We start from the raw sequence: 22,785 nt of genomic DNA on the forward strand, positions 1-22,785 counted from the left end.
TCGTGTGCGCTCGAAAGGTGTCGCGAACCGAGCGCAGCGAGCAGTGACAGCTCACCGGCGAGCGCGCCGGTCGCGATGCACTCCGCGAGCGCATCCGCGTTCGACCCCGCAGGATCGCCGCCGCCGCGGATCCCGAGCACGTCGAGTGCTTCTGACTGTGTCGGGAGCTTCGTTCCGCCGCCAACGGTCCCAACCTCAAGGCTCGCAAGCGAGACCGAAACGTATAGCGACCCATCATCTGTGACCTCGGCAGTCGTGATCGCGTTCGCCCCTTCGACAACCTGCGCTTCGTCTTGGCCCGTCGCGAGAAACATCGACGCAACGACGTTCGCAACGTGGGCGTTGAAGCCGATCGACCCAGCCTTCGCCGACCCAAGCAGGTTCTTTCGGGTGTTAATTTCGGCGATCGCCGCGGGCGTGGTGTGGAGCTTTGACTCGACGACATCACGTGGGATCTTTACGTCCGCAGTTACCGAACGCCCGCGACCCTCAATCGCGTTGATCGCGGCGGGCTTTTTATCAGAACAGACGTTGCCCGACAGCGCAATGAGCGAGGCGTTGGTTTCGGCCTCGATCACGTCACAGGCGGCCTTGGTGGCGATCGTGGCCATGTTCATTCCCATCGCGTCTTTTGTATCGTAGCGGAATCGCGGATAGACGTTGTTTCCGACAACGTACGGCGTCACGTCAAGTAGTTCGCCGTGGTTCGTCGTTTCTTCGGCGGCCGCGGCGAGTGCGTCTTCGTTGTCTCGAATCCACGAGACGAGCGCCTCGGCTTCGACGACATCTGCAACGCGAAACACCGGTGCGCGAGTCATTCCAGACTTCGTCACGCGTGCGGTTGCGCCACCCGCGCGGTTCAGCGCCGAACACCCCCGGTTGACCGAGGCCAAAAGCGCCCCTTCCGTGGTCGCGAGTGGGAGATACGCCTCTCCGGTGTAGGCACCACCGTCGATCGACACCGGACCCGCGACGCCGATCGGCACCTGGGCTGCCCCGAGCATGTTCTCGATGTTGGGTTCGGCGTCGGCCGCGGGGAACGCGTACGAGCCGATCGTTTCGAGGTCTGCACCCGTCTCCTCGGCGACGATCTGCCGGCGAGCGGCGGTCGCGATGTCAGGGTCGGCGTGGGATTCGAACTCGTGAAAGCGGATGTCGTTCGCTCGGAATCCTTCGACGAGTCGATCGATCGCGTCCGACGGCTGGCTGGCGTCCGGATCAGTCATGGCAGTACCTCATTCGGGCGGCCGCAAAGGAATATCGGCTCGCGATCGCCGGCACGTATACCAGATACTGCTATAGCAAATTGGTGTGGCCCACGTTAGAGTAACCGTACAGAGGGATAGACAGGGCGCTAACCACTCACACGAATGCTAGTCGGTCAGTTCGAACACAAACCGTGCTCCACCAGCAGTGCCATCGGTCACGGACAGTTCCCAGCCATGAGCTTCTACGACCCGTTTTACGATGGTCAACCCAAACCCGGTGCCACCACGCATCGACGAGTGGCCTGGTTCAAATACTGTTTCGCGCTTGTCCGCTGGAATCCCAGGCCCATCGTCTTCGACGTATATTCCTTGTTCACCGTGCGCTCCGACGTGTACAATCACTCCAGGGCCGCCGTGTTCCACGCTGTTCCGGAACAGATTCTCGAAGACGTGCTGGAGTCGATCAGAATCACCCTGAAATATCATCTCCTCGGTGATTTTGATGGTTGCGTCTTCGGTGTCCACCGTCGCCCAGCACTTCCCGACGAGGTCTGTCAAGCTAATTGACTCCGTTTCCGCAATTACGTCGCCCTGACGAGCAAGCGTCAACGTATCGTCAACGATCGCCTCCATCCGGTTGAGCGCTGTCAGGAGTGGCGCAAGATGCTCGCTCTCGGTCTGCTCGGCGAGGAGCGTCGCACGCCCCTGAGCGACGTTGAGCGGGTTTCGCAGGTCGTGGGAGATAACACTCGCAAATTCGTCGAGGCGCTCGTTCTGCTGGCGCAACCGTCGCTCTCGTTCGACGCGTTTAGTCACATTTCGAGTGATTCCAACAAGTTCAGTTATCTGCCCATCAGTGATGATAGGTGCAAGCTTCGTTTGCCAGAAGCGGGCTCGCTCGTCGATCCGTAGTTCTTCCTGATAGGAAATTGGCTCACCAGCGTTGACACAGCGGTGGTAGTTTGCTTCAAGTTCTGCACCCTGGTCGGCCCCGAATACGTCTTGAGGGGTTTGTCCCTGGACGTCTTCGGTCATGATGCCGGTCTGTTGCTCATAGGAGGGACTGAGTCGTTCGAATTCGAATCTGATAGAGTCAGCTGGCCCTTCGACATTGACAAGAAAAATCGCGTCTTCCACGTTGGTCAACAGCGCTTCGTACTCTTCGGCGAGTTCGCGAGCTTCGGCCTCGTACGCTTTTCTCGTGGTAATATCTCGACTGCTGAGGAGGATGCCATCGACAGCGTCATCGTCAAGTCGATTGCTCATCGTTGCTTCGATCCAGCGCCACGATCCGTCAGCGTGCCGGAATCGGACCTCAACAGTCTCGGACCCCGAACGAGTCGATCGAACCGCGGCCACCGCGTTGGCATTTCGCGCCCGATCTTCGGGATGGACAAATTCGTATCCTTCGTGGCCGACCAACTCGTCAGGGTCGTAGCCGAGAACGCGTGTGACAGCAGGGCTGACGTAGGTGATCGTTCCGTCGGTATCAATGACTGTTGCGATGTCAGTTACTTTCTCAACGATCGTCCGATACCAGTCAGCCCCTTTTGTACCATGCTCTTCAGGGGTCAGACTGTCTGTCATAAATACTAGTATGATTTCGAGATACAAAAACAGCCCCAAACGCCGGTAGCAGTACCAAATGGACAGAATAAAGGGATTTCAGCTGTCCCGAGTGTCAAGAAGATTATCTGGATGTGGCCGCTACAGCGACCCGATCGCCGGATCCGTCAGATCAGCACCCAAGACAAAGTCGGGTTCGTCGGCAACGGGCACCCGTGCCCGCGCAGTGTCAGCGATCCACCGGGCTGACTCCGGAATCAGCACGCGGGTTCGATCGACACCCGCGGCCGCCGCATCTCGTTGAATCGCGTGATACAGCGCCTCGGCTGCAGCCGGCGTCTCCCAGGCGGCAACACCGTACAGCGCCCATGTTTCGGTTTCGCCAGCCTCGGCCGATCGTTCGATCGTTCGGTCACGGTAGGCGATACCCGCGACACCCCCGTCGCGGACGGTCAACAGCCGGTCATCCGCGGCGGCCCCAACGAGTCGATCGCGGGTGAGCGTCGACAGCGCCCACGACTCTTCGTCGTCCATGACGAGTCCGCGAAGGTCCTCGCGGGCGGCTGCGGTCGTCCAGAACGACCACGCCGCAGTCGGGTTGTCCCCGATCGGGAGGGCAGGTTCGGCATTCGGATCGGGTTCGGGCTCAGCAAAGCGGAACTCCGTTTCTGGCTCGAAGCCGACCGACTGCGCCTGGCCCAAGCCGGCGATGTTCCACGAAAAGACCATCACGCGCGCGACGGTCGCTCCTTGCTCGCGACACCACCGGAGGCCAGCGTTCGCCAGCGACTTCGATCGGCCCTGTCCCCGGTATGCGGGGTTCATCCGCATCCCCTGCAGCCATCCCTCGTGGTCGCTGAGCATAGCCGCCTGACAGATGCCGGCGATGTCCTCACCGTGGTTGACGTCGAGAACGAACGTCCGCTGGGCAGCGCCATCAGTCTCGACCCACTCAGCGAAGACCCGCGGGATATAATCGGAGACGTCGCGATCACTCCAAGTGTCTTCGGTGAACGCGACGACGGCCGCCTCGTCGTCGGATTGAGCCTGTCGAACGGTGAGCGTTGGAGACGATCGAGTCATGCTTATCGCCAGGGTTGGGACTCTTCGGTGAGTTCGCCGGCAAGATCAGAACGCATGGCGTCCCGAACAGCGGTCTGCTCGCCGGCGAGGTTTGCGAGCGCCCACATGAGCTTCACCTTCGCCGTGCCAGCCAGCGTGTCGCCGGCCTCGACGACACCCGCATCGAGGAGATCACGGCCCGTGTCGTAGACGCGATCGCACACCCGGCCAGCGAGACACTGACTCGTCATAACGACCACGGTTCCATCGTCGACGAGCGATTCGATCCGCGGAATCAGATCGGTGTGCACGTGTCCGAGCCCGGTTCCCTCGATGACGACACCGGCCATTCCGTCGAGATAGTCCCACGCGCGTGGGTCCATCCCGGGGGTGAATTTGACGAGTTCGACCGCCGGTTTGAGATCATTGGCGAGCGAAAGACTCCGTTCGCCGCGTTCGGTGTACTCGCGGACAAACTCGATCGCCGCTGTCGCGACTGATCCGTCAGCGCCGTCGTCTGTTGCGGTCTCGTAGGCGATCGTCCCAAGCGGTTGGTTGCCGATCGTCTCGAAGGCGTCTCGCCGGGAGGTGTGGTTTTTGCGGACGCGGGTTCCCCGGTGCAGCGCACAGCTATCGTCGCTTTCAGAGCCGTGCATGCATACGAGCACTTCGGCGCAGTCAGCTTTTGCGGCTTCAACTGCACAGATCGCGTTCATGACGTTGTCCGAGGAGGGCCGATCGGCCGACCGCTGGCTTCCGGTGAACACGATCGGCACGGGCGTCTCAAGCATGAACGACAGCGCCGCCGCGGAGTACTGCATCGTGTCGGTCCCGTGCATGACGACGACGCCGTCAGCGCCGGCGTCGATCTCCTCGTAGACGGCGGTTGCGAGGTCACTCCAGATCGAGGGATCCATGTTTTCAGAGAGGATGTTCGCAACGACGCGTCCGCGGTAGTTCGCCCGGCCGGCGAGCTCTGGAACTGCCCGAAGGACGTCTTCGGCGTCGAACTGTGCAGTCACCGCGCCCGTCCGATAGTCGACCGTCGACGCGATCGTCCCGCCAGTAGAGATGAGCGAGATCGTCGGGAGATTGTCCTCGAACGTGATTTCGGAGACGTCGCTGGAGTCATCTGTGTCGTCTGTGTCATCATCGCCAACGTCGTAGACATTCGTTTCGAGCACGTCGACAGTGGCGTCTGTCCGATCGATACCGATGTTGTAGCCACCGTCGAGTTTGATTACGAGATTGTCGCTGTCCGAAGAGGGCATCAACACGCCCTCGTTGGTGACGTCGTCGCGGGTGACGCGGACCCGATCGCCTGGATGCATACCGATCGGTTGCCGGTGGGCGGACTTGAAACCAACCGTTTGTGCCGAGAAACGGTGTGTGAAAAACACACAAATCGATGGGGAGAACACACAAGTCGATCGCTCGCGTATACACGGCCATGCAGCGTTCCAAGAGCCGATCGAGCGACGGACAGACAGTCGCCGAGGGGACAGACATGGACGGTCGACTTGGTGGGACGGGAGCCGACAGTGGTTCGGAGCAAGCCGACAGTCCTGGACGAATCGGCATGGACGGAACGCTCTTTTCAGCGAAAGCGCTGGGCCTGTCGCTCGTCCTCCTCGCAGTCGGGGCGGTCGCCGGCGGCGCGATCCCACTTGTTGGTGTGATTGGTCGGCTCGCCGGTGTCTTTGTCGCCGCGTTCGTCGTTGGACTCCTCGCGAGCCGATCGCGATATCTCGAAACGACGATCGCGGGTGCGATCATCCTCGCAGCGTCGTTCGCGTTCGGGCTGTTATCTGTTGGCGTGTTACCCGTCGGATTAGATTTCTTGTCGCAGTACGGGCTGGGCTTTTCAGCGCTTGGGGCGGCGATCGGTGGCGGAATCAGTGTAGTCGGCCACTACTTTGGACGCGATCTCCGCGCCGGCCTCACAGAAGAGATTCCCTGAACAGAGGACCGCACCCCGGCTTATTTGACCGTCCAGCGATCGCCCGTTCGTTCGATAAGACCGCGGTCTTCGAGCAAATCGAGGGCGTCGGTGGTCGCAGTCGCGGCGGCACCGACGCGTTCGATCACCGAACTCGTCTGCCCATCGGATTCGGCGACCGCAGCAAGAACCTCTGCGTAAAATCGGCTGTCTGTCTCGGTGCCGAGTCGATCATTGAGCTGATCAAGCGTGTCGTTGATCCGCCCGTGAACCCACCGTTGGGCGAGCGAAAGCTCGTTTTCGAGCGATTGGAGTCGCGCAAACTCAGTAGCTAGCTCCTCGACCGAGTTGGCTCCGAGATTCTCGGTTGCTGAGTCGATAGAGAGGTGCGGACAGCGCCCGGACATATCCAGCGATGTACTCGCGGGATACGCGCTTTTGGTCCCAAACCCGTGCGGGGAGACGTTGACTTCGAGCCGGAGACTCCGAGAGATGTGAAAGTACTTCCGTCGCTGGTTGTCCGTCCGGCTCTCGATGAGTCCTGCCTCTTCGAGCTTTCGAAGGTGATCGATTACCGCCTTGGGGCTGACGCCGAGGTACTCGCTGATTTCGGTCACGTAACACGGCTTCTGTGAGAGCAAACGGAGAATGCGCCGCCGGTTCTCGTTTCCGAGTAAGTCCAAAAGCACCGCGGAATCCATACCCGTCGATAGGTCACTGCGGTTGAAAACGTTGTCTCCCACGAAGCACGCTCATTCGTCAAGCTGATCGAACGCCCACGCCGCCACCGCGACGGTGACGATCGACAGTCCGACAGTCACCGTCGCCAACACGATCCCAGGATCGTACCGGATCGGGGGATGATACCCGAAGCCGTAATCGAAGAGATCGTTTGTGAGCAACAACGCGAGTGCGCCCACGAGCGCACCGCGCGTGGTTCGGCCGTAGTGGACGATGAGAAACGCCTGAACGACGAATAACAGATGTGTGAACAGAATGAACCAGTACGCGTACAACGAGGCGACGTCGAAGCCGATGTACAGGTCAATCCGACGATTGAGCGCGATAAACGTCCAGATGCCATACTTGAAAAGCCACACAAATGCGAGGGTGTGTAGATATGCCAGTGGACGGTTTTGCGGTACATTGTCGAGTGGATGCCCAAGGGTGGGTAACAGCGTCGCCAGTGAGAGCGTTGCCAGCGCGATCGCTGTCGGCGAATCGCCGTACAGCGGCCACAGAAACGTCGGTACACTGGAAAGTGTCTCGACGTAGTACAGCACGCCGACGAGAAATGCCATTGCGTTGACGACGAGCAACACAACGAGACTCGGCGCGTTGGTGAGATAGTATTCCGCGTGTCGTTTTGCGATTGGTCGGCGAAGCGAGGCCATCCGTGCAACCGTTCGTGGAGTATCGTGAAATCGGTTGCCTTCGTCAAAGCGATCGTCAGGGGCGGGACCCGTGGAAACGACCATGATTGGGCTGGATGCATCGAAACAGATCTCGGGCGGTTGGATGCGTCGAAACAAAGCGTAATTACGCGCGAGCACGCACAGGGTAGGTATGGACGCAGGTCTCGTTATTCTCGATGGGTGGGGATTAGGCGATCACGATCGCCGCGATGCGGTCAAAGCCGCCGACACGCCGAACTTCGATCGACTCAAAGCCGCTGGCGCGTACGGGACACTGAAAGCCGACGGCCGGGCGGTCGGATTGCCGAACGGGCAGATGGGCAACAGCGAGGTCGGCCACCTCAATATCGGTGCGGGCCGGGTGGTAAAACAATCGTACACGCGAATCGGCGATTCGATCGCCGACGGAAGCTTCCGAACCAACGAGGCGATCAACGGGGCGTTCCAATACGCCGACGAACACGATGGCCGAGTGCACTTCATGGGCCTCCTCAGTGACGGCGGCGTCCACTCGGACATCGAACACCTCAAGGCGCTCATTCAAATGGCCGCCGAATACGGGATCGAAGCGGTTACCCACGCGTTCACAGACGGTCGAGATACATCACCGACGGGTGGCGCGTCGTATCTTGCCGACCTCGAGGGGACGATCGCTGACGCGGGAACAGGTGAGGTGGCGACTGTCGTCGGAAGATACTACGCGATGGATCGAGATCAAAACTGGGAGCGGACTAAACGCGCCTACGATGCGATCGTCCTCGGGAAGGGCGACTACGAGGTTGATAGCGCTGTCGAAGCTGCGGATGCCTCCTACGACCGTGGCGTGACAGACGAATTCATTGAGCCGACAACAATCAAGAGAACACCGCCACTCGGTAACGGCGACGCGATCGTCTGGTTCAATTTCCGGGCCGATCGCGCCCGACAACTGGTTCGCATGCTCGCGGATATCAATCCCGAATGGGACTTTCAGACCAACCCGCCGGAGGCGCGGTTGGTCACGATGACCCAATACGACAAAACCTTCCACCTGCCAGTGGCGTTTCCGCCCGAACAACCCACCGACACGCTCGGGGAGATCGTCTCAGCGGCCGGCCGGACACAGTTGCGACTCGCCGAGTCCGAAAAGTACGCCCACGTCACCTACTTTCTCAACGGGGGCCGCGAAATCATGTTCGACGGCGAGATCCGAAAAATTGTCAAAAGTCCCGACGTGCCGACGTATGACTTCAAACCAGAGATGAGCGCTGCGGAAGTCACAGACACCGCAATCGCGGTCATCGGGTCCGACGATCCAGATTTGCTCGTCTGTAACTACGCGAACCCAGACATGGTCGGTCACACCGGCGATTTCGAGGCGGCGATAGCCGCTGTTGAGGCCGTTGACGAACAGCTCGGTCGGCTCGTTGATGCAATCACTACCGCTGGTGGCGCAGTACTCATCACGGCCGATCACGGTAACGCAGACGACATGGGGACCCCGGAGAATCCACACACTGCGCACACCTACAATCCAGTTCCGATTATTTATCTCAACGCCGAGGGGACAAGCGGCGGTAACCAGATTCGCGCCGGTGGCGCGCTGTGTGACCTCGCGCCGACACTGCTTACAATGATGGGACTCCCCCAGCCCGAAACGATGACCGGTAAATCGCTACTTGAGTGAATCTCTCGGCGATCAGACAAACTCGAATCGCGCGCCGCCGGCCGTGCTTTCGGTAATCTGCATCTCCCACCCGTGTTCGGTAGCGATGTCTTTGACGATCGCGAGGCCGAACCCGGTATTGTCCGGGCTCGTTGAATAGCCCATCTCGAGCACGTCTGTCCGCTCGTCTGGGGCTATCCCAGGACCACTATCTTCAACAAAAAACCCACCGTCAGAGAGCCCACCAACTCTGACGTCGATACTGACACGTGCACCCTCGTCAGCCTGACTTGGTTGTGTGCGGTGAGCCGTTGCGCCGTGTTTGACTGCGTCGTCGGGCTTCGCCCGGTTGCCCGTGGAACTGTGTTCCACGCTGTTTCGAAACAGGTTTTCGAGCAGCTGTCGGAGCCGGCTTGGCTCCGCATCGATCGTCTGATCACTCTCGATCGACAGTGTCGCTTCGGGTACCGAAACGGTTCCCCAGCAATCCCGAGCGACCGATGCCAGCGAGACGGAACGCAACTCAACATCCGGATCAGGTTCTTTGGCAAGCCGGAGTAGATCGTCGACAAGAGTGTTCATCCGGTCGATCGCATTCAGCGCAGCGTCGATATTATCACTGTCATATTCTTCTTGAACGAGTTCGAGGCGGCCGTGTGCGACGGTGAGCGGGCTACGGAGGTCGTGTGAGAGGACAGTAGCGAACTCGTTGAGCCGATCATTTTGTCGCTCAATTCGGTCCCGTTCAGATCTGAGCGTGCTTTCGCGTTCTTGGGCACGTAAGGCGGTTTTTCCAGCGGTTGCGAGGATTCGTGTTGAAAATACGTCTGTCTCATCGAACGCCGACGATGTGGTCTCACCGACCGCGATCGTCCCGTACTCGTCTAGTGGAACATGCAACAGACTCCGAAGGCCAGTGTCTTGATCGGCGGCAAATGCAAGCTCCTCGATGTCGTCGTAGACCCGCACCGCTCCAGTCTCGTAGGCCTGCCAGTTTAGACTCCCTCCCTCAGGAGTAAACACATCTCGTTCGGGAAGTTTCTCCGATACGGAATCAGAGCCAGCGATTGGGACGAGACCGCCGGCATCGGCGTCGTACAGCCGGACGACGACGATCGAAAAGCCAAGAATATCTTCGGCAGCCCCGACGAGGCGATCGGCGATTTCCTGCGTGGAGTCACACTCGATCAACTCGCCAGTCGCGTGGTGAAGCGCTTCGAGCTGATTCCGCTGTATCTCCAGTTTTTGTCGGCTTTGAGCCTGTGAAACAGCATTTTCAATTCGATTGGCGAGTAACGTGTACTGTTCGCTCCCCGAACTCTTTTGCAGGTAGTCGGTGACTCCCGCCGAAATCGCTTTGCTTGCAACCTCCTCGCTACCTCGTCCAGTAAAGAGAATAAACGGGAGGTGTTCGAACTCCGATTTGACGGTTCGAAGCAGTGAGATCCCGTCGGTTCCGGGCATATTGTAATCGGACACGACACAGTCGTATGTGTTCAAATTGAGCCGCTGCATGGCCTCCTCGGCGTTTGCTGCGGTGTCGACGACCATCGATTCGCACTCCCGGACAAGGTACGTCGCCGTCAGATCTGCGAAGCCGGGATCATCGTCAACGTGTAAGACCCGGATCGTGTCCTCCATGCAATAACTCAAGAATCCCGAGGTATATCAATTCTGCCGATACCCGAAAAAAATAGATCAGCCTGAGATCCCGATACACGTTTGACGCAGCACCGAGAAGGCTCAATCGAATGGGCGACAGGAGCGATCGTGAAGCCACCATCGAGCTTGCCCTTGAGTTACTCGCACATCTTGAGCAGCCGGAACTTGAGCTGGCCGATCTGGTCGATCGGATCGAAACGGTCACCAATGACCCACATCTAACACGAGATATCCTCGATAGAGCCGAAACGCGCGGGATTATCACACGCGAGGGTGCACAAATCCGTACCCGGCGTGGAGGGACGTTTGTTCGGTTCGAGAGTCAGGTTACGGTGCGTTCCGGTGAGTTCACGTGTCGCCGATGTGGGGCCTCAATCGAGAACGGCCATTTTATTCGGTTCGATGCTGGTGAACTTGGGCCGTTCGGCTCGTCGTGTATTCGAAAGGTCACCGGTCGGGAAATAGATTGACGTGGTAATACTGTGAAGTACCTCGGCCTGCTTTCTCTGTAGATGGACTACCGGCCACGGCGGAGCTCGGCGATCAGCTGCTCGAGTAAATCTCCCTGCCGTTCGAGCTGTGCCGCTTGCGTCTCGACAGCGTCGGTGAGCTTCGCAAGCTGTACGGAGAGATCCTCCTCGTCGACCGGACCCGCAGATTCGAACGGAGAGCCCTCGAAGGCATCAGCCGTAGTTGGAGATTCTTCGGGAATCGTATCGTCTGAGGTGATCGTCGCAGACCCATCAGTAGTAGATACTGACCGCACGGCCGAGTCCCCTCGTGTGGACTCTGTTGGAGCCGAATCGGCACTGTTTGAGCCCAGTGGATCAAGGCCAGTGTCACCGAAATCGAGTGAATCGGAGCCACCGTCATCTGCGTTTTCGGGCGATCGGTCCGCTACGGGCGCATCCGCGTTTGCTTCTACTTCTGCTTCTGCTTCGCGTATTTCTTGCAGCTCGGATATTGTCTCGACGTCGTGATACGTACAGATCGCGTTCGTGAGCCGCTCTCGGACTGCACGTGACTGCTCGTTCGGCGTTTTAAATCGTTCTTGTCGACCATCGAGGGTCAAGACGATCGAGGTCGCAACACTTCCTTGTTCGAACGTTAGATCGACGACGTCATCGAAACTGTACTGCTCGGCGTCAAGATCCCAGACTGCTGCACCGATATGTTTCACCACGCGATCGCTCGTGACCACGAGGGTCAGATCGTTGAATCGGAACAACTCCAGAACCGACTCATTGTCGTGGACGGTTCCAGCGGCTTCTAAAACGCCGGCGATGACCGGTTCCAGTACCGTATCGACGTGCTTTGTGGGTACTGCAATCGTCTCCTCGCCGTCGAGACCGTACGTGAGCGTGATCTTTGCCTTGCGTCGGCCGACTGAGACGCCAACGCGTTCGGCGTCGAGTGAGTACGTCTGAATCGATTCGTCGGACAACAGTCCTTCGGCTCGGTAGATGAGGACCCGCGTCGGCGTCACTGCGAGCACGTCGTCACCACCAAGTGACACGCGCTCTCGGACCGACTCCTCGTCGAGCGTCGTTTCGAGAAGCTCGGGCAAACTCATTGTCAAGGTGTTTTATCGCCAGCGTATAAATTCGATGGATGTTGCTGTGCTGTCATTGTGCGCTGCGCTGCGTGTGGTTTCGTACCACGATCGATCGAGATGAGAAGGTTAAAGACTGTCATCGCAGTACGTAGCGGTGAGGCCGGGTGGCTTAGCTGGACATAGCGCCGCACTCATAGGGTTACTGAGATTCGGTGCGGTAACCGCCTTGGAAGCATCCGCTCCCTTGAGGCTTGCCGAGCCTCACACCTGGGCTATGCGGAGATCGCGGGTTCGGAGCCCGCCCCGGCCATCTACCAATTCGTGTGCATGGCCACGAACGGATTTTGTGGATATCGTGAGAAAGAGTGGTTGTTGTCGAATGAGTCGTTTATCGAATTATACCGGGCGGCCACCCTCGCTCGTACCGAGGAGGAGGGTGCCGACAGTGAGAAGGACGGCTGCGATCGCGAGTCCCACGTAACCGATGGTACCGGTGCCCGTGGCGATCCACGGAAGAAACAACGCGACACCAATGACGAGCAACACCGCGCCGACAAGCGCCTGCTTCGGGATGGTTGGCATAGATGCTGATGCGTGACCACGAATAATGAGGTTTCCCCTTTTGCCGGAAGGTGCCGCAGACACGCGCGATATGTCGCCTGGGAAGGTCATCGGGACGACGGTTTATGCCCCGCGATCCCGTAGGGACTGTATGGCCCAATCAAACAGGAGCGATCGATCTGTTGACGTTCCAGAAAGCGACGATGAGTGGCGCGAACGGCTAACTGACGAGGAGTATCGCATCCTCCGTGAAAGCGGCACGGAACCACGGTTCAGCGGCGAACACGTCGATCGTGACGACGATGGCACGTACCGCTGTGCGGGCTGTGGTAACGTCCTCTTCGATTCGGAGACAAAGTTTCACTCTGGCTGTGGGTGGCCTAGTTTCTACGCTGCCGAAAGCGACGCGGTAACCAAACATACCGACACGAGCCACGGGATGCACCGAACCGAGATCCGCTGTTCGGCGTGTGACAGCCACCTCGGTCACATCTTCGATGACGGCCCAGAGCCGACCGGCAAGCGATTCTGTATCAACTCTGTGGCAATTGATTTCGAGCCCGAAGCGTGAACACAGCGACGACCGAGTGTTCGTCAATCGTGAGCGTGTGATCGCATCCCCAGCGATCGTTCTTCGCAGACATGAGAGACGTATTATAATCCCTGCTCAGTTCCGCTCGCCAGTCGTGACTTTCAGTACCTTGGGATGGATTGAGGGCGTTTGCGAACAGATTCTCCTGGATGACTCGAACACGAGAGCGAAACACGTCGTAGTCTCGGTACCGCCGTGCTTCGATGCCCGGAAGGATGGTGATCTCCACGATAGGCGTGGGCCATCACCGAACCGAGTCCCGTACTGTCGTCAACCATTTCGCGGCCAATCTCCCGTTGGTCGGGTGCTGTTGGGTCGAACTCGTCGCGACTTGAATCGGTGATAAAGGAGAGACATCACCTTGCTCGATAAGCAGGTATGGTAACCACATAGACATAGAGGGCCTCGTTATCCAGTTCTTCGGGCGAATCGCGTCCGTCTTTTGGCACCCTTTCATGTGCAAGCAACAGGCAGTAGCCGTGCTCTCCTTCACTGAAGAATATGAAGACTGTTATTCATATCGTATCAGGAGACGAGACCGAACAGGAAACAGCACTGGCTATTGCCAGAAACCTCTTGGACGATGAGAGTGGAAGTATCGACGATGTTGCGGTTGTCGTTCAGGCGGATGGAGTGAAGGCGATCGAAACTGGCCAGGAGAGCGAGAAGCAGGTCCGGGCCCTCTTGGACGATGGTGTCCCATTCAAGGCCTGTAGCAACACAATCGAGATGATGGATCTTGACGAATCAGACCTCGTGGATGGCGTTGAGACCGTCCCGGAGGGCGCTGTGGAAGTAACACGACTGGAAACAGAAGGGTTTCGTAACTGCTACAAAAAACGGGCGTGATTGGGAGTGTTCGGTAACAAACCTAACCCAAACATTTATTTTATATTGAGTATAAATCCAATATAATGGCCGAGTTCACGTTTGAGGGTCGAGAAGCCCTTGAGAAAGAAGCAAAACCTATTGGCGGTGGTGCACACGTCCTTGTGCCGAAAGACTGGATTGGCGAAAAAGTCGCAGTCATCCGCCTCGAACAGCAAGAAACTGAAGACGACGAGTAACACCGTATGGCGTTCACACACCTCTCACTCCCAATCCATCTTCAGTTCGAGGAGCGAGAGCGCCACGTTCGACTAGACACACTCACGGCCAACGTAGCCAACGCTCTCATCGAAAAATACTGGACGCCCGAACACCTCGCCGGGATTGACGACTACTCGTATCAAGCGTGGAAATACTTTGACGCGAGCGAAGCGTTCGCAGACGTTGAATTGTACCTCCCATCGCGGTACAAACGGTGTGTGATGCAAAAAGTCGGTGAAACACTCCGAAGCCACGCCGACAAACGCAAAGCGTTCCAATCCATTCATTCCGTTCTCTCCAACCGAAAGATTCGGAGCATCGAAACCCGGCGAATCAAAGAACAACTTTGGAACGCAGAGGAATACATCAAATCAGGGTACGTTGACCTTCTCATCGGCCAACTCAACTCGTACTACGACCGTCACGGGCGATTCCCCGAGTCATATTTCGATATACAAAAGTGTCCCACGTACTCGAAAGGCGTTCTTCCGTACTCCGCAGACGACGGGCCAACGAGTGGACAGAGTGTAAAATACGACTACGACGAAGACACGCAAACACTCACAGTCAAACTCAAAACACCGGACATACTTGAACCCGGGTCTCGTGGTGATTGGACGTGGACGAAACACGAACTTGAGGGATACGAAGCGTTCCACGAATTGCTCGACCACGGCAGTCTCTCCGCCCCCTCGTTCCACCCCACACAGACCAAAACTGGGGAAGATTACTACGAACTCTCGTTCCCTGTCGAAGTCGAACACGCAGAGAAACCAGACGACGTGGAAACCGTCTTAGCAATTGATGGTGGTCTCCGAAAAGACGCGACTGCAGTTTGACGATACCGTGGTGCGGGAAGTCATGGTCCCACGACCGGACGTGGTGAGTGTTCCGGCGGATGCCACACTATCTGAATTTCATTCGATCGTTTTAGCGGCCGCACATACGCGCTATCCGGTTCTTGACGCCAACGATGGTGACCAAGTGATCGGATTCGTCGATGTCAAGGACGTGCTGCGAGCAGAGGTGGACAATGAGGATGCCAAGAGAGTCGATGACATTTCCCGTGAGATTCTCATCGTCCCAGAGACGATGTCAATTAGCGATCTCCTGAGACAGTTCAGAGAGGATCACCAGCAGATGGCCGCAGTCATCGACGAGTGGGGAGCGTTCGAGGGGATTGCAACGGTCGAAGACATCGTCGAGGCCCTCGTCGGGGATCTCCGGGACGGGTTCGATCTCGATGAGCACGAACATTCGATACGCCAGCGTGACGATGAGGGGTACGACATTGACGGCGGAGTCCCATTGTCGAACGTTTCCGACGCCCTCGATGGCGACTTCGATAGTGAAGCGGTCGAAACGATCGGTGGACTGGTGCTGGAACGACTCAACCGCGCGCCAGAACCTGGCGATCGCGTCGAGATCGACGGTCACGTCGTTGAGGTAACGAGCGTCGAAGGAACCCGAATTTCGACGGTATGGGTCCACGAAAGGGATATGGACGATCCAGCAGTGGACCGGTAACCCGCGTGAAGTTCTTTCTCCACTTCTCACACCTAAAATGCGCCTACGATCCGCGGTTCTCTTGACTCGTATGCCCGCTGAACACCGTTGGCTTGTGTACGTCGCGTCCACACACTCCAATGCAGGGCCCGTTGGTGACCTGCGTAGGAGAAGATAAAATAGCGATCGGTCTAAATTATCGGTATGGCTGTTCCACGCCTCGTTTACGACGATGATTGTGGGTTCTGTATGTATATGATTCGGTGGCTGCTGCGGTTTGGTACGTTCGATCCTGTCGGGTTCAGCGAGCTCACACCGGATCAGAAGGCCCGGCTTCCAGACGAATACGATAGCTGTATGCACCTGTTGACCGACGAAGCGGTCTATTCTTGTGGTCACGCGCTTGAACAGTGCGTTAGCCGGTGTGGCGTTTTCGGGCAGTATCTCGTTCGCACAGCGCGTCTGATTCCGTTTTGGGGATGGATTCGAGAACGTGGCTACCGATTCGTCGCCGATCGCCGATCAACCTGGGGACGGTTTCGATCCTGCGAGCACGTCGAGGGGAGTCTTTCTGGTTCCCAATCGACATAAATCCATACGGATACAGACACGCTGTCTCTTGCACGCCAGTAAGACGCCACAAAACCACCACCAATCGATCGCTACAACAGCGATTTCACGTGTGAGACGTATTGATCGCCAACGGCACGTTCGATCGCGGCTGGCTCCTGTTCGCCGTTAACCGAGACGATGTAGGCCCGACCGTCGACAGCACCGTACGCGCCATGGATGTCGTAGACAAAGCCGTACACGTCGACGTGATCAGGAATCGAATCCGCATCGAGTAAAAACGATACCTGTTCAAGAACGTTGTACTCTACGAGACGGTTGATTGTGGTCTCTCTGTCAACTTCGTCGGCCAACCCGGCTTCGAGACCGGATTTGACGATCGGGATGAGCCCATCGATGTCATGTGCGATCCCCGGGTCAGTCGGATATTCGTCCTTGGTCACGGCGTCGTACGCGGCCGTGACCGCGCCACACCCAGTATGTCCGACGACTGCGATCGCGGTGGTTTCGGTGTGGTGAATCGGGTACGTGATGCTCCCCGAAATAACGGCGTCGCCGTCGATCGTCGTCCGGACTTGATTGCCAATATTGGTTGCGGTAAAGAGCCACCCCGGTTCGGTGACGTTCCACATTCCCTCGTGAGCGACCCTAGAGTCTGAACAGGAGACCGAGACGACTGGCGGTTTCTGGCCGTCTCGGACCGCCGTGAACAGATCAAGCGTGAGTGACTGATGATGATCGTCGTTTCGGGCTAACAGCTCCGAGAGGAGATCATCTCGCATACTACAAGACGAGTAGGACGAGTTGATAGGCGATCCCGAGCGCGAACGCGGCGATCAACAGCGCCGTGGCGATGACGACTGCCGGCGCAAGCGTCTGTTCATCGCTGACGAGATACTGCTCCATACTCTCGACCACGGACACGACCTAAATAGGCGTTGTGTTGTGCGTACCAATGCACGTTCGTCAGTCAGCCGATCAATCCGAGCACGACTACCACGACTGGGACCAACACGAAGAGATAGCCCGCCGCGGAGATCGCCCAATCACGGGCGATCGATCGTTTCCTCGCCGTCGAGATCCCGGTCACAAGCTGGAGCGGAACGAACACAAAGAATCCCACCATGAGCGCGTAATAAACGATCGTACTGGCGAGAAGTGCGGCGAGCGACGAGCCAACGATCGCAGTACCCGCAAGAAGGAACCAGATGAACAGCGCCCCGGCCCCCGTTCCAGCGAGATAGTGGACAACGGTTGCGAGCCGCTTCGGCGCGCTGTCAGGGTGGGTCTCTGTGAGTACACCAGCCGCGATGGTCGGGGGCGTCGTTCCCTCCGGAAGCGCGGCCATGATCCGATCCATGACCAGCGTTCCAAGTATCCCTGCTGTAAGGCCGATTGGAAACGCGATAATTGGATTCTGGACACCGGCGATCGCGGTTGTCAACATCGTTCACGTATACGTGACGTGCCCAAAAGACCCTCGCGATTGAGAGACTCACCGATCGAGAAGAAACTCAGATCGCGACAATCGGTATTACAGAGAAACAGGACATGTGAGCCGCTTGTGTATGACAAGCGGTGTAATTGTGAGTGGGACCGCTGAGAATTGAACTCAGGTCCAACGGACCCCATCCGCAGAGGATACCACTACCCCACGGTCCCGTATTTCGATCGAGGAGAGTCGGTCAATTAAGCGCTTCGTTTCGATCGCCCGTCCGGACAGTAGCCCACTCAAACCAATACTCGTTCGAGGTCGACAACCGTCCCGGAGTCGGCGTCTGGATCGCCGACAAGCCGGCCGAGACAGACGACTGAACCACTCGGGACATGACATGCGAGCAGTTGTCCCTGGGCTGGGTCCCCCGAGACCTCGATCACGCCGGGGGCGTACACCGGCGCGCCGCGGGCGACCTGCTCGGCGGCCGAGGGAGCGATCGTCACTGACGGTAATCCAGACAGCGCACGTTCGGCCGGTGAGAGGATCGATCGCAGGGCTTCTTCGTCACCTTCTTTCGCGAACTCGATCGCGTCGACGAGATCGTACATCGAAACGAGGTCGGTGTCATCGAACGGATCGGTTGCCGTCCGGCGGAGGTGGCCCATGTGTGCCCCAGTCCCGAGCGCGAGCCCGATGTCGTGACACAGTTTACGAACGTAGGTGCCGCTCTCACAGCGGATTCGAAGCAGGACCTGTCGGTCTGCAACGTCAAGCACGTCAAGGTCGTATATTTCGCGGCTCCGGAGTCGGCGGGTGACCGCGCTCTTTCGCGGCGGCTTCTGATAGATTTCGGCTTCGAACTCGGCGATCGTCTCCGAAAGTGTCGCAGGCGTAGGGCCATGGAGTTCTAACACGGCGACGTACTCTTTGGTCCCTTCGAGGAACACCTGTGCGATCCGCGTTGCGTCGCCAAACAACACCGGCAGACAGCCCGTGACCTTCGGATCGAGTGTGCCCGAATGCGCCGCCTCTTCGATCGGCTCCGCACCAAACGCGGGACACGCATCTACGACCGTGTCGCGAGCCCAGCCGGTGACTTGGTGGGCGGACGGCCCCGGAGGCTTGTCGAGGTTGACGACCCCAAACGTGAGCAACTCGGCGATCGACCGATCTTCGGGCGCTGGGCGAATAGACATGCTCAAAAGTCGTAGTTGACGCCGGTCACCGCCGCTTTGCCTTCGTCACTGTCTGGATCGTAGGAGTCGATCGCGGTCGTGAGCATGCCAAGAACGCCTTCTGGACTCCACCGGGCGGTGTTGTACGCGATATCGTAGATAGTGAGATCTCCGATGTTGATGTTGTAGTACTCGCGGTAGCGTTTGGCTTCACTCTGTTCGCGGCGATCGGTCTCCGTTTCGGCGACCGCGACCGGCTTGTCCTCGCGATCGGCGATCCGCTCGGCACGGATCGAAAGCGGCGCGTCGAGCCAGATCTTGATGTCGGCGTGATCGCCCGCCAGCCAGCCTGCAAGCCGGGATTCGAGGAGCACGTCGTCGCGTTCGACGGCAATCTCGTAGAGCCGTCGATCGAGTTCGCGATCGATCGAGTCGTCGCTTTCTGCGTGTTCGTTAAACTCCACAGGCGTCATGTCTCGTTCGGCCGCCATCTCTCGGAAGATGTCGCCGCCAGAGATGTGTTCGAGATCGAACGCCTTCGCGAGCGCGGCGGCGGTCGTGCTCTTGCCGCTGCCCGGCGGACCGGAAACGGTGAGTAACATATGTACTCTCCGCCGGTGTCGCTAAAAGAGGTTGTCCTTCGACCGCGCCCTGCGAAACAAAACCACAACTGAGACCGCTGTACCCGATCGCCCGTCCGACTAAGCGGCCGACGGACTCATACTGATGTTGAGTCCCTTCTGGATGATCTGGTTGAACGCCATCGAACAGAGGAAGTACCAGACAATCCACATCTGCATCGGCCCAACGATCCCCGTCGTCCACGTGACTTCTCCGGCCAACGGAACGACGATCTCGCCGAGCGCATCGCCGTGGCCGTCCCAGACGCGCCAGTACAGCCAGAGGAACGCCGGGATCGTGAGGAACATGATCCACACCATCGGGCGGAACTGCTCTTTCATCATCCCGACCTGATCGCCCATCATCTCCATCTGTTGTTCTTGCAGCTCGTCCATCTTCTCGTCATCGCCGGCTTCTTTGGCCTCTTTTCGTTTCTCGGACATCTCTTTCATCCGAGCCTGGTATTTGCCCATCTTTTCGGTGTCCATCAGGCCAACCCGCAGCAGCGAGGAGTACAGCCCCGTCACGAGCGCGAGGATCATGATAACGAGGTAGAAGGGTAACATCGCGTCGATCGGCCCCAACACGATGTTGACTGTCCCCCCGATAACCGATCGGACTGGTTCGTAGGCATAGCCAACGAACAACAGCAGGGTGAACAGGCCTGCGCCCTTGTCCCACTTGGTCCAGGTGTTCGATTCGATCTCTTCGTACTCGAAGTCTGCTTCGGCTTCGAGTCCCTCGCGGGCTTCCTCGAGGTTCTCGACGCGGAATCCCTCCTCGCCGTCGACGAGAATTTCTTTTTCGATGAGCCGGCCCCACTGCCCGCTCGTGATTTCGTCGCGAACGTCGACCCACTTGACGTCGCCCTCGCTGGCCCGATCAAGGACGGTTTCGATCGCCGATCGCATCTCCTCGCTCTCGCGGGCAAGCGATCGGACTCTCGATTCGATTCGACTCATTAGTACTCGATTAGCAACCAGACGTTAAGAACCTTTTACTCTGGGTGCGCGGTCGAACTAGCCCACACAGCGGTGATCCCCGCCAGTTGCCAGCATCCACGATTGTCAGCGCTATAGTAATCGTTAGAACTTATTGCTCAAAAAGTGTTGCAGTAGATAGTGAACCATCTCGACGAGATCTCCGTCGAGGAATTGCAAGACGCCCTCGACAACGTGGACAATAAGAAGCCGATACAACGGCTCTTAGCGGCAATAGCGTACAAAAACGGTGTTTCCCAAACCGAGTTAGCTGAGTGGTACGACGTGCAACGGCGGACAATCTACAGCTGGCTCAAGCGACTCGACACAAACGAGTCGCTTGAGCAGGCCGTGTCTGATGATAAACGAACTGGAAGAAAACGAAAACTTTCAGAACCACAGCAAGAAGAATTTGAAGAAGCCGTTCACGAACCACCTAGTGAGGCCGGGATTGACGCGCCGGCGTGGACGCCAGCGCTTGCTCAAGATTTTCTCGAAGAAATGTACAGCGTCGAGTATTCAATCCCAAGTTGTCGGCGGTTGCTGAAAGAAGCGGGATTGAGCTACCAGAAACCCCGGCGATCAACCGCCGAAGCTGATGAAGACGAGCAAGAAGCGTTCCAAGATGAGCGCAGAAAAAGCGGCGGGGGATGGACGCCACCGTAGTCTGTATCGACCAAAGCAAGAGATCTGTGCACGCGGCGCTCCGTCGAACTCTCTGGGCAACGCGACTGGACGCGTCTACTGGACGCGATCACCGAAGGCAGTGGTCGCTTTTTTTGCCGAGTCACCGAGTACGTCACCGCCGATTACGAAATCAGTTCATTTGGCGTTGTTGAAATCCTATTCTTCAGACACAGAGTAGGATGAAACAGCCGGTCGCTGAAGAGTGCGTATTGACTACCAATAGCTCAGCCAGTTCAACGAGGTGACCCGGTGGCTACTGCGGAAAACCATTTCCCGTTGTGACCTCTACATTCTAAAGATGGTTTCCAAGGAACTCGACAGCGTGGATAAAGGCATACTGTATCTTCTCCAGAAGGATGCCCGACGTAATACGACCGAGGACATGGCTGAGAAAGTCGGTGTTTCGTCCAGTACGGTTGCTAATCGAATCAACAGTCTTGAGGAGCGTGGCGTCATTATCGGTTATCACCCAATCATCAAGTATAGTGAAACAGGGTTAGGTCACCACCTCCTCGTGACCGCCACAGTCCCCCTCCAAGACCGAGAGAAGATACTGGCCGACCTTATGGAGGTTTCCGGTGTCGTTAGCATTCATGAGCTATTGACTAACAATGAGAACCTGTCACTAGAAGTAGTGGGCCGCACGTCGGAGGACATTGAGGACACCCTCGAAGCTCTGGACTCACTCGGCGTCGATATTGAGCGGATGGAGATGATGAAACAGGAGCGAACGAACCCGTACAACCACTTCGGTCAGGAGTTTGCGAATAAGGAGGACACTGGCTAATTTCCAGCCTCTCTTAAGTCACTCTGGAAACTATCAATACTCCAATAGGTTCAACAAGGGCGGGGACTATAGGAGTGTATGGTCAAAGCACAGACCGCAACAGCGACCGTCGATACTGTAATCAATGAAGTAGTTGAGACAGTAGCCAAAGCAGAAGACGTTGACCCTCTCGAACTTACTCCCCCGCTCTATGAAGTAATCGACCCCGACGCCTTAGAGAGCTTATTTGCCAACCACCGAGTACTTGGGAAGGTTATTTTCAATTATGCTGGCTACGAGGTGAGTGTTTTCTCTGATGGGGATGTTTCGGTCAAATCCCACGGTACATAACCACAATCGCTGACAGAATCGATGATACCCGCACCGCTGTAGATAACACTTTGCTGGATACACACTCTGTACTGATCGAGACTGGGTCAGAATGTATCACTTGCTGAGGATTTCAACAGAGCCGTTCATTTTATTATCAGTAAATGGATTCGAGGATAGCTTGATTGTAGTATTTGATGTGGCACTGTATTTCCAGGCATCGTATCCTCCGGAGTTGAATCCTGTCGAGAGGTGCTGGAGACAGCTTCAAGCGTCTCTTCGCAACCGCTTCTTTGACTCACTCGACGAGTTGACGACAGCGATTGATACAGCTCTCGACCAGCTCTCAATCCCAAAAGTGAACAACTACTTATAAAACTACTATAGTAGAGATACGAACGTCCCTTCTATCGGTACT

At 57.4% G+C, this 22,785-nt stretch carries 25 protein-coding genes, 2 tRNA genes and 4 pseudogenes; 14 read left to right on the forward strand and 17 right to left on the reverse strand.

Annotated elements, in window-relative coordinates; genetic code table 11:
* The 4 genes from hmgA to gatD all read right to left on the reverse strand — a co-directional run.
* Window positions 1-1,226 (reverse strand): hydroxymethylglutaryl-CoA reductase (NADPH) (gene hmgA, locus E5K03_RS12470; RefSeq protein ID WP_138007298.1); only part of this gene is annotated, 1,226 nt, incomplete at its 3' end.
* Between the two features lie 147 nt (window positions 1,227-1,373).
* Window positions 1,374-2,795, reverse strand: coding sequence for a sensor histidine kinase (locus E5K03_RS12475; RefSeq protein WP_138007153.1), 1,422 nt, complete (start codon window positions 2,793-2,795; stop codon window positions 1,374-1,376).
* A 120-nt stretch (window positions 2,796-2,915) separates the two neighbouring features.
* A complete protein-coding gene (locus E5K03_RS12480; protein ID WP_138007154.1) occupies window positions 2,916-3,857 on the reverse strand; it encodes a GNAT family N-acetyltransferase in 942 nt (313 codons plus the stop codon).
* 2 nt (window positions 3,858-3,859) lie between these two features.
* The gene (gatD, locus tag E5K03_RS12485; protein ID WP_138007155.1) at window positions 3,860-5,167 is read right to left on the reverse strand and encodes a Glu-tRNA(Gln) amidotransferase subunit GatD; all 1,308 of its coding nucleotides are present in this window, start codon (window positions 5,165-5,167) and stop codon (window positions 3,860-3,862) included.
* Between the two features lie 119 nt (window positions 5,168-5,286).
* Here gatD and E5K03_RS12490 point away from each other — a divergent pair, with 119 nt between their 5' ends.
* Complete coding sequence (locus tag E5K03_RS12490; RefSeq protein ID WP_138007156.1) at window positions 5,287-5,796, forward strand: hypothetical protein; 510 nt, start codon at window positions 5,287-5,289, stop codon at window positions 5,794-5,796.
* Window positions 5,797-5,816: 20 nt separating this feature from the next.
* Here the strand turns inward: E5K03_RS12490 and E5K03_RS12495 are convergent, their stop codons facing one another.
* Both E5K03_RS12495 and E5K03_RS12500 read right to left on the reverse strand, forming a co-directional pair.
* Window positions 5,817-6,476 (reverse strand): ArsR/SmtB family transcription factor, encoded by a 660-nt coding sequence (locus tag E5K03_RS12495; RefSeq protein WP_138007157.1) that lies wholly within the window; start codon window positions 6,474-6,476, stop codon window positions 5,817-5,819.
* A gap of 51 nt (window positions 6,477-6,527) precedes the next feature.
* A complete protein-coding gene (locus tag E5K03_RS12500; protein ID WP_138007299.1) occupies window positions 6,528-7,169 on the reverse strand; it encodes a DUF1405 domain-containing protein in 642 nt (213 codons plus the stop codon).
* A gap of 172 nt (window positions 7,170-7,341) precedes the next feature.
* Here E5K03_RS12500 and gpmI point away from each other — a divergent pair, with 172 nt between their 5' ends.
* Entirely contained in the window at window positions 7,342-8,856 is a 1,515-nt protein-coding gene (gene gpmI, locus E5K03_RS12505; protein ID WP_138007158.1) for a 2,3-bisphosphoglycerate-independent phosphoglycerate mutase, read from the forward strand.
* Window positions 8,857-8,868: 12 nt separating this feature from the next.
* Here gpmI and E5K03_RS12510 read toward each other — a convergent pair whose 3' ends face one another.
* Entirely contained in the window at window positions 8,869-10,476 is a 1,608-nt protein-coding gene (locus tag E5K03_RS12510) for an ATP-binding response regulator (protein ID WP_138007159.1), read from the reverse strand.
* 110 nt (window positions 10,477-10,586) lie between these two features.
* Here E5K03_RS12510 and E5K03_RS12515 point away from each other — a divergent pair, with 110 nt between their 5' ends.
* On the forward strand, window positions 10,587-10,967 hold the full coding sequence (locus E5K03_RS12515) for a DUF5830 family protein (protein ID WP_138007160.1): 381 nt from the start codon (window positions 10,587-10,589) through the stop codon (window positions 10,965-10,967).
* Between the two features lie 47 nt (window positions 10,968-11,014).
* Here the strand turns inward: E5K03_RS12515 and E5K03_RS12520 are convergent, their stop codons facing one another.
* Window positions 11,015-12,070 carry a DUF7115 domain-containing protein gene (locus E5K03_RS12520; RefSeq protein WP_138007161.1) on the reverse strand — a complete coding sequence of 352 codons (1,056 nt, stop codon included), beginning with the start codon at window positions 12,068-12,070 and terminating at the stop codon, window positions 11,015-11,017.
* 140 nt (window positions 12,071-12,210) lie between these two features.
* Here E5K03_RS12520 and E5K03_RS17280 point away from each other — a divergent pair.
* Window positions 12,211-12,362: transfer RNA gene (locus E5K03_RS17280), tRNA-Met, on the forward strand.
* An 86-nt stretch (window positions 12,363-12,448) separates the two neighbouring features.
* Here E5K03_RS17280 and E5K03_RS12525 read toward each other — a convergent pair.
* Entirely contained in the window at window positions 12,449-12,634 is a 186-nt protein-coding gene (locus tag E5K03_RS12525; RefSeq protein WP_138007162.1) for a hypothetical protein, read from the reverse strand.
* A gap of 130 nt (window positions 12,635-12,764) precedes the next feature.
* Between E5K03_RS12525 and msrB the strand changes: the two genes are divergently transcribed.
* A complete protein-coding gene (msrB, locus tag E5K03_RS12530) occupies window positions 12,765-13,184 on the forward strand; it encodes a peptide-methionine (R)-S-oxide reductase MsrB (RefSeq protein ID WP_138007163.1) in 420 nt (139 codons plus the stop codon).
* An 85-nt stretch (window positions 13,185-13,269) separates the two neighbouring features.
* On the opposite strand, the pseudogene E5K03_RS17945 reads toward msrB, so the two are convergent.
* Window positions 13,270-13,549 (reverse strand): annotated as a pseudogene (locus tag E5K03_RS17945) (DUF2270 domain-containing protein); the annotation flags it as partial.
* Window positions 13,550-13,706: 157 nt separating this feature from the next.
* On the opposite strand from E5K03_RS17945, the gene E5K03_RS12540 reads away from it, so the two are divergent.
* From E5K03_RS12540 to E5K03_RS12560, 5 genes and pseudogenes are all read left to right on the forward strand, one after another.
* Entirely contained in the window at window positions 13,707-14,054 is a 348-nt protein-coding gene (locus tag E5K03_RS12540; protein WP_138007164.1) for a DsrE family protein, read from the forward strand.
* A gap of 65 nt (window positions 14,055-14,119) precedes the next feature.
* Complete coding sequence (locus E5K03_RS12545) at window positions 14,120-14,272, forward strand: DUF2080 family transposase-associated protein (protein WP_138007165.1); 153 nt, start codon at window positions 14,120-14,122, stop codon at window positions 14,270-14,272.
* A 6-nt stretch (window positions 14,273-14,278) separates the two neighbouring features.
* On the forward strand, window positions 14,279-15,133 hold the full coding sequence (locus E5K03_RS12550) for a hypothetical protein (protein WP_138007166.1): 855 nt from the start codon (window positions 14,279-14,281) through the stop codon (window positions 15,131-15,133).
* A pseudogene (locus E5K03_RS12555) lies at window positions 15,132-15,821 on the forward strand (hemolysin family protein); the annotation flags it as partial. The gene E5K03_RS12550 and the pseudogene E5K03_RS12555, both read left to right, overlap by 2 nt.
* A gap of 183 nt (window positions 15,822-16,004) precedes the next feature.
* The gene (locus E5K03_RS12560) at window positions 16,005-16,391 is read left to right on the forward strand and encodes a thiol-disulfide oxidoreductase DCC family protein (protein WP_138007168.1); all 387 of its coding nucleotides are present in this window, start codon (window positions 16,005-16,007) and stop codon (window positions 16,389-16,391) included.
* A gap of 71 nt (window positions 16,392-16,462) precedes the next feature.
* Here the strand turns inward: E5K03_RS12560 and E5K03_RS12565 are convergent, their stop codons facing one another.
* From E5K03_RS12565 to E5K03_RS12590, 7 genes are all read right to left on the reverse strand, one after another.
* Window positions 16,463-17,152, reverse strand: a complete 690-nt coding sequence (locus E5K03_RS12565) for a carbonic anhydrase (RefSeq protein WP_138007169.1) — start codon at window positions 17,150-17,152, stop codon at window positions 16,463-16,465.
* Between the two features lies 1 nt (window position 17,153).
* Window positions 17,154-17,276, reverse strand: a complete 123-nt coding sequence (locus E5K03_RS17750; RefSeq protein ID WP_265338734.1) for a hypothetical protein — start codon at window positions 17,274-17,276, stop codon at window positions 17,154-17,156.
* A 64-nt stretch (window positions 17,277-17,340) separates the two neighbouring features.
* Entirely contained in the window at window positions 17,341-17,817 is a 477-nt protein-coding gene (locus tag E5K03_RS12570; RefSeq protein WP_240730022.1) for a hypothetical protein, read from the reverse strand.
* A 144-nt stretch (window positions 17,818-17,961) separates the two neighbouring features.
* Window positions 17,962-18,032, reverse strand: a tRNA-Pro gene (locus tag E5K03_RS12575).
* A 69-nt stretch (window positions 18,033-18,101) separates the two neighbouring features.
* Window positions 18,102-19,004, reverse strand: a complete 903-nt coding sequence (locus E5K03_RS12580) for an RNA-guided pseudouridylation complex pseudouridine synthase subunit Cbf5 (protein ID WP_138007170.1) — start codon at window positions 19,002-19,004, stop codon at window positions 18,102-18,104.
* 2 nt (window positions 19,005-19,006) lie between these two features.
* The gene (gene cmk, locus E5K03_RS12585; protein WP_138007171.1) at window positions 19,007-19,585 is read right to left on the reverse strand and encodes a (d)CMP kinase; all 579 of its coding nucleotides are present in this window, start codon (window positions 19,583-19,585) and stop codon (window positions 19,007-19,009) included.
* A gap of 99 nt (window positions 19,586-19,684) precedes the next feature.
* Window positions 19,685-20,566 (reverse strand): DUF106 domain-containing protein, encoded by an 882-nt coding sequence (locus tag E5K03_RS12590; protein WP_138007172.1) that lies wholly within the window; start codon window positions 20,564-20,566, stop codon window positions 19,685-19,687.
* Between the two features lie 159 nt (window positions 20,567-20,725).
* On the opposite strand from E5K03_RS12590, the pseudogene E5K03_RS12595 reads away from it, so the two are divergent.
* The 4 genes and pseudogenes from E5K03_RS12595 to E5K03_RS12610 form a co-directional block, all read left to right on the forward strand.
* A pseudogene (locus E5K03_RS12595) lies at window positions 20,726-21,397 on the forward strand (IS630 family transposase); the annotation flags it as partial.
* 172 nt (window positions 21,398-21,569) lie between these two features.
* The gene (locus tag E5K03_RS12600) at window positions 21,570-22,058 is read left to right on the forward strand and encodes an Lrp/AsnC family transcriptional regulator (RefSeq protein ID WP_138007173.1); all 489 of its coding nucleotides are present in this window, start codon (window positions 21,570-21,572) and stop codon (window positions 22,056-22,058) included.
* 78 nt (window positions 22,059-22,136) lie between these two features.
* Window positions 22,137-22,388 carry a HalOD1 output domain-containing protein gene (locus tag E5K03_RS12605; protein ID WP_138007174.1) on the forward strand — a complete coding sequence of 84 codons (252 nt, stop codon included), beginning with the start codon at window positions 22,137-22,139 and terminating at the stop codon, window positions 22,386-22,388.
* Window positions 22,389-22,512: 124 nt separating this feature from the next.
* Window positions 22,513-22,743: pseudogene (locus E5K03_RS12610) on the forward strand (transposase); the annotation flags it as partial.
* Window positions 22,744-22,785: the final 42 nt, after the last annotated feature.

The organism is Halalkalirubrum salinum (assembly GCF_005543295.1).
Lineage (GTDB): Archaea > Halobacteriota > Halobacteria > Halobacteriales > Haloferacaceae > Halalkalirubrum > Halalkalirubrum salinum.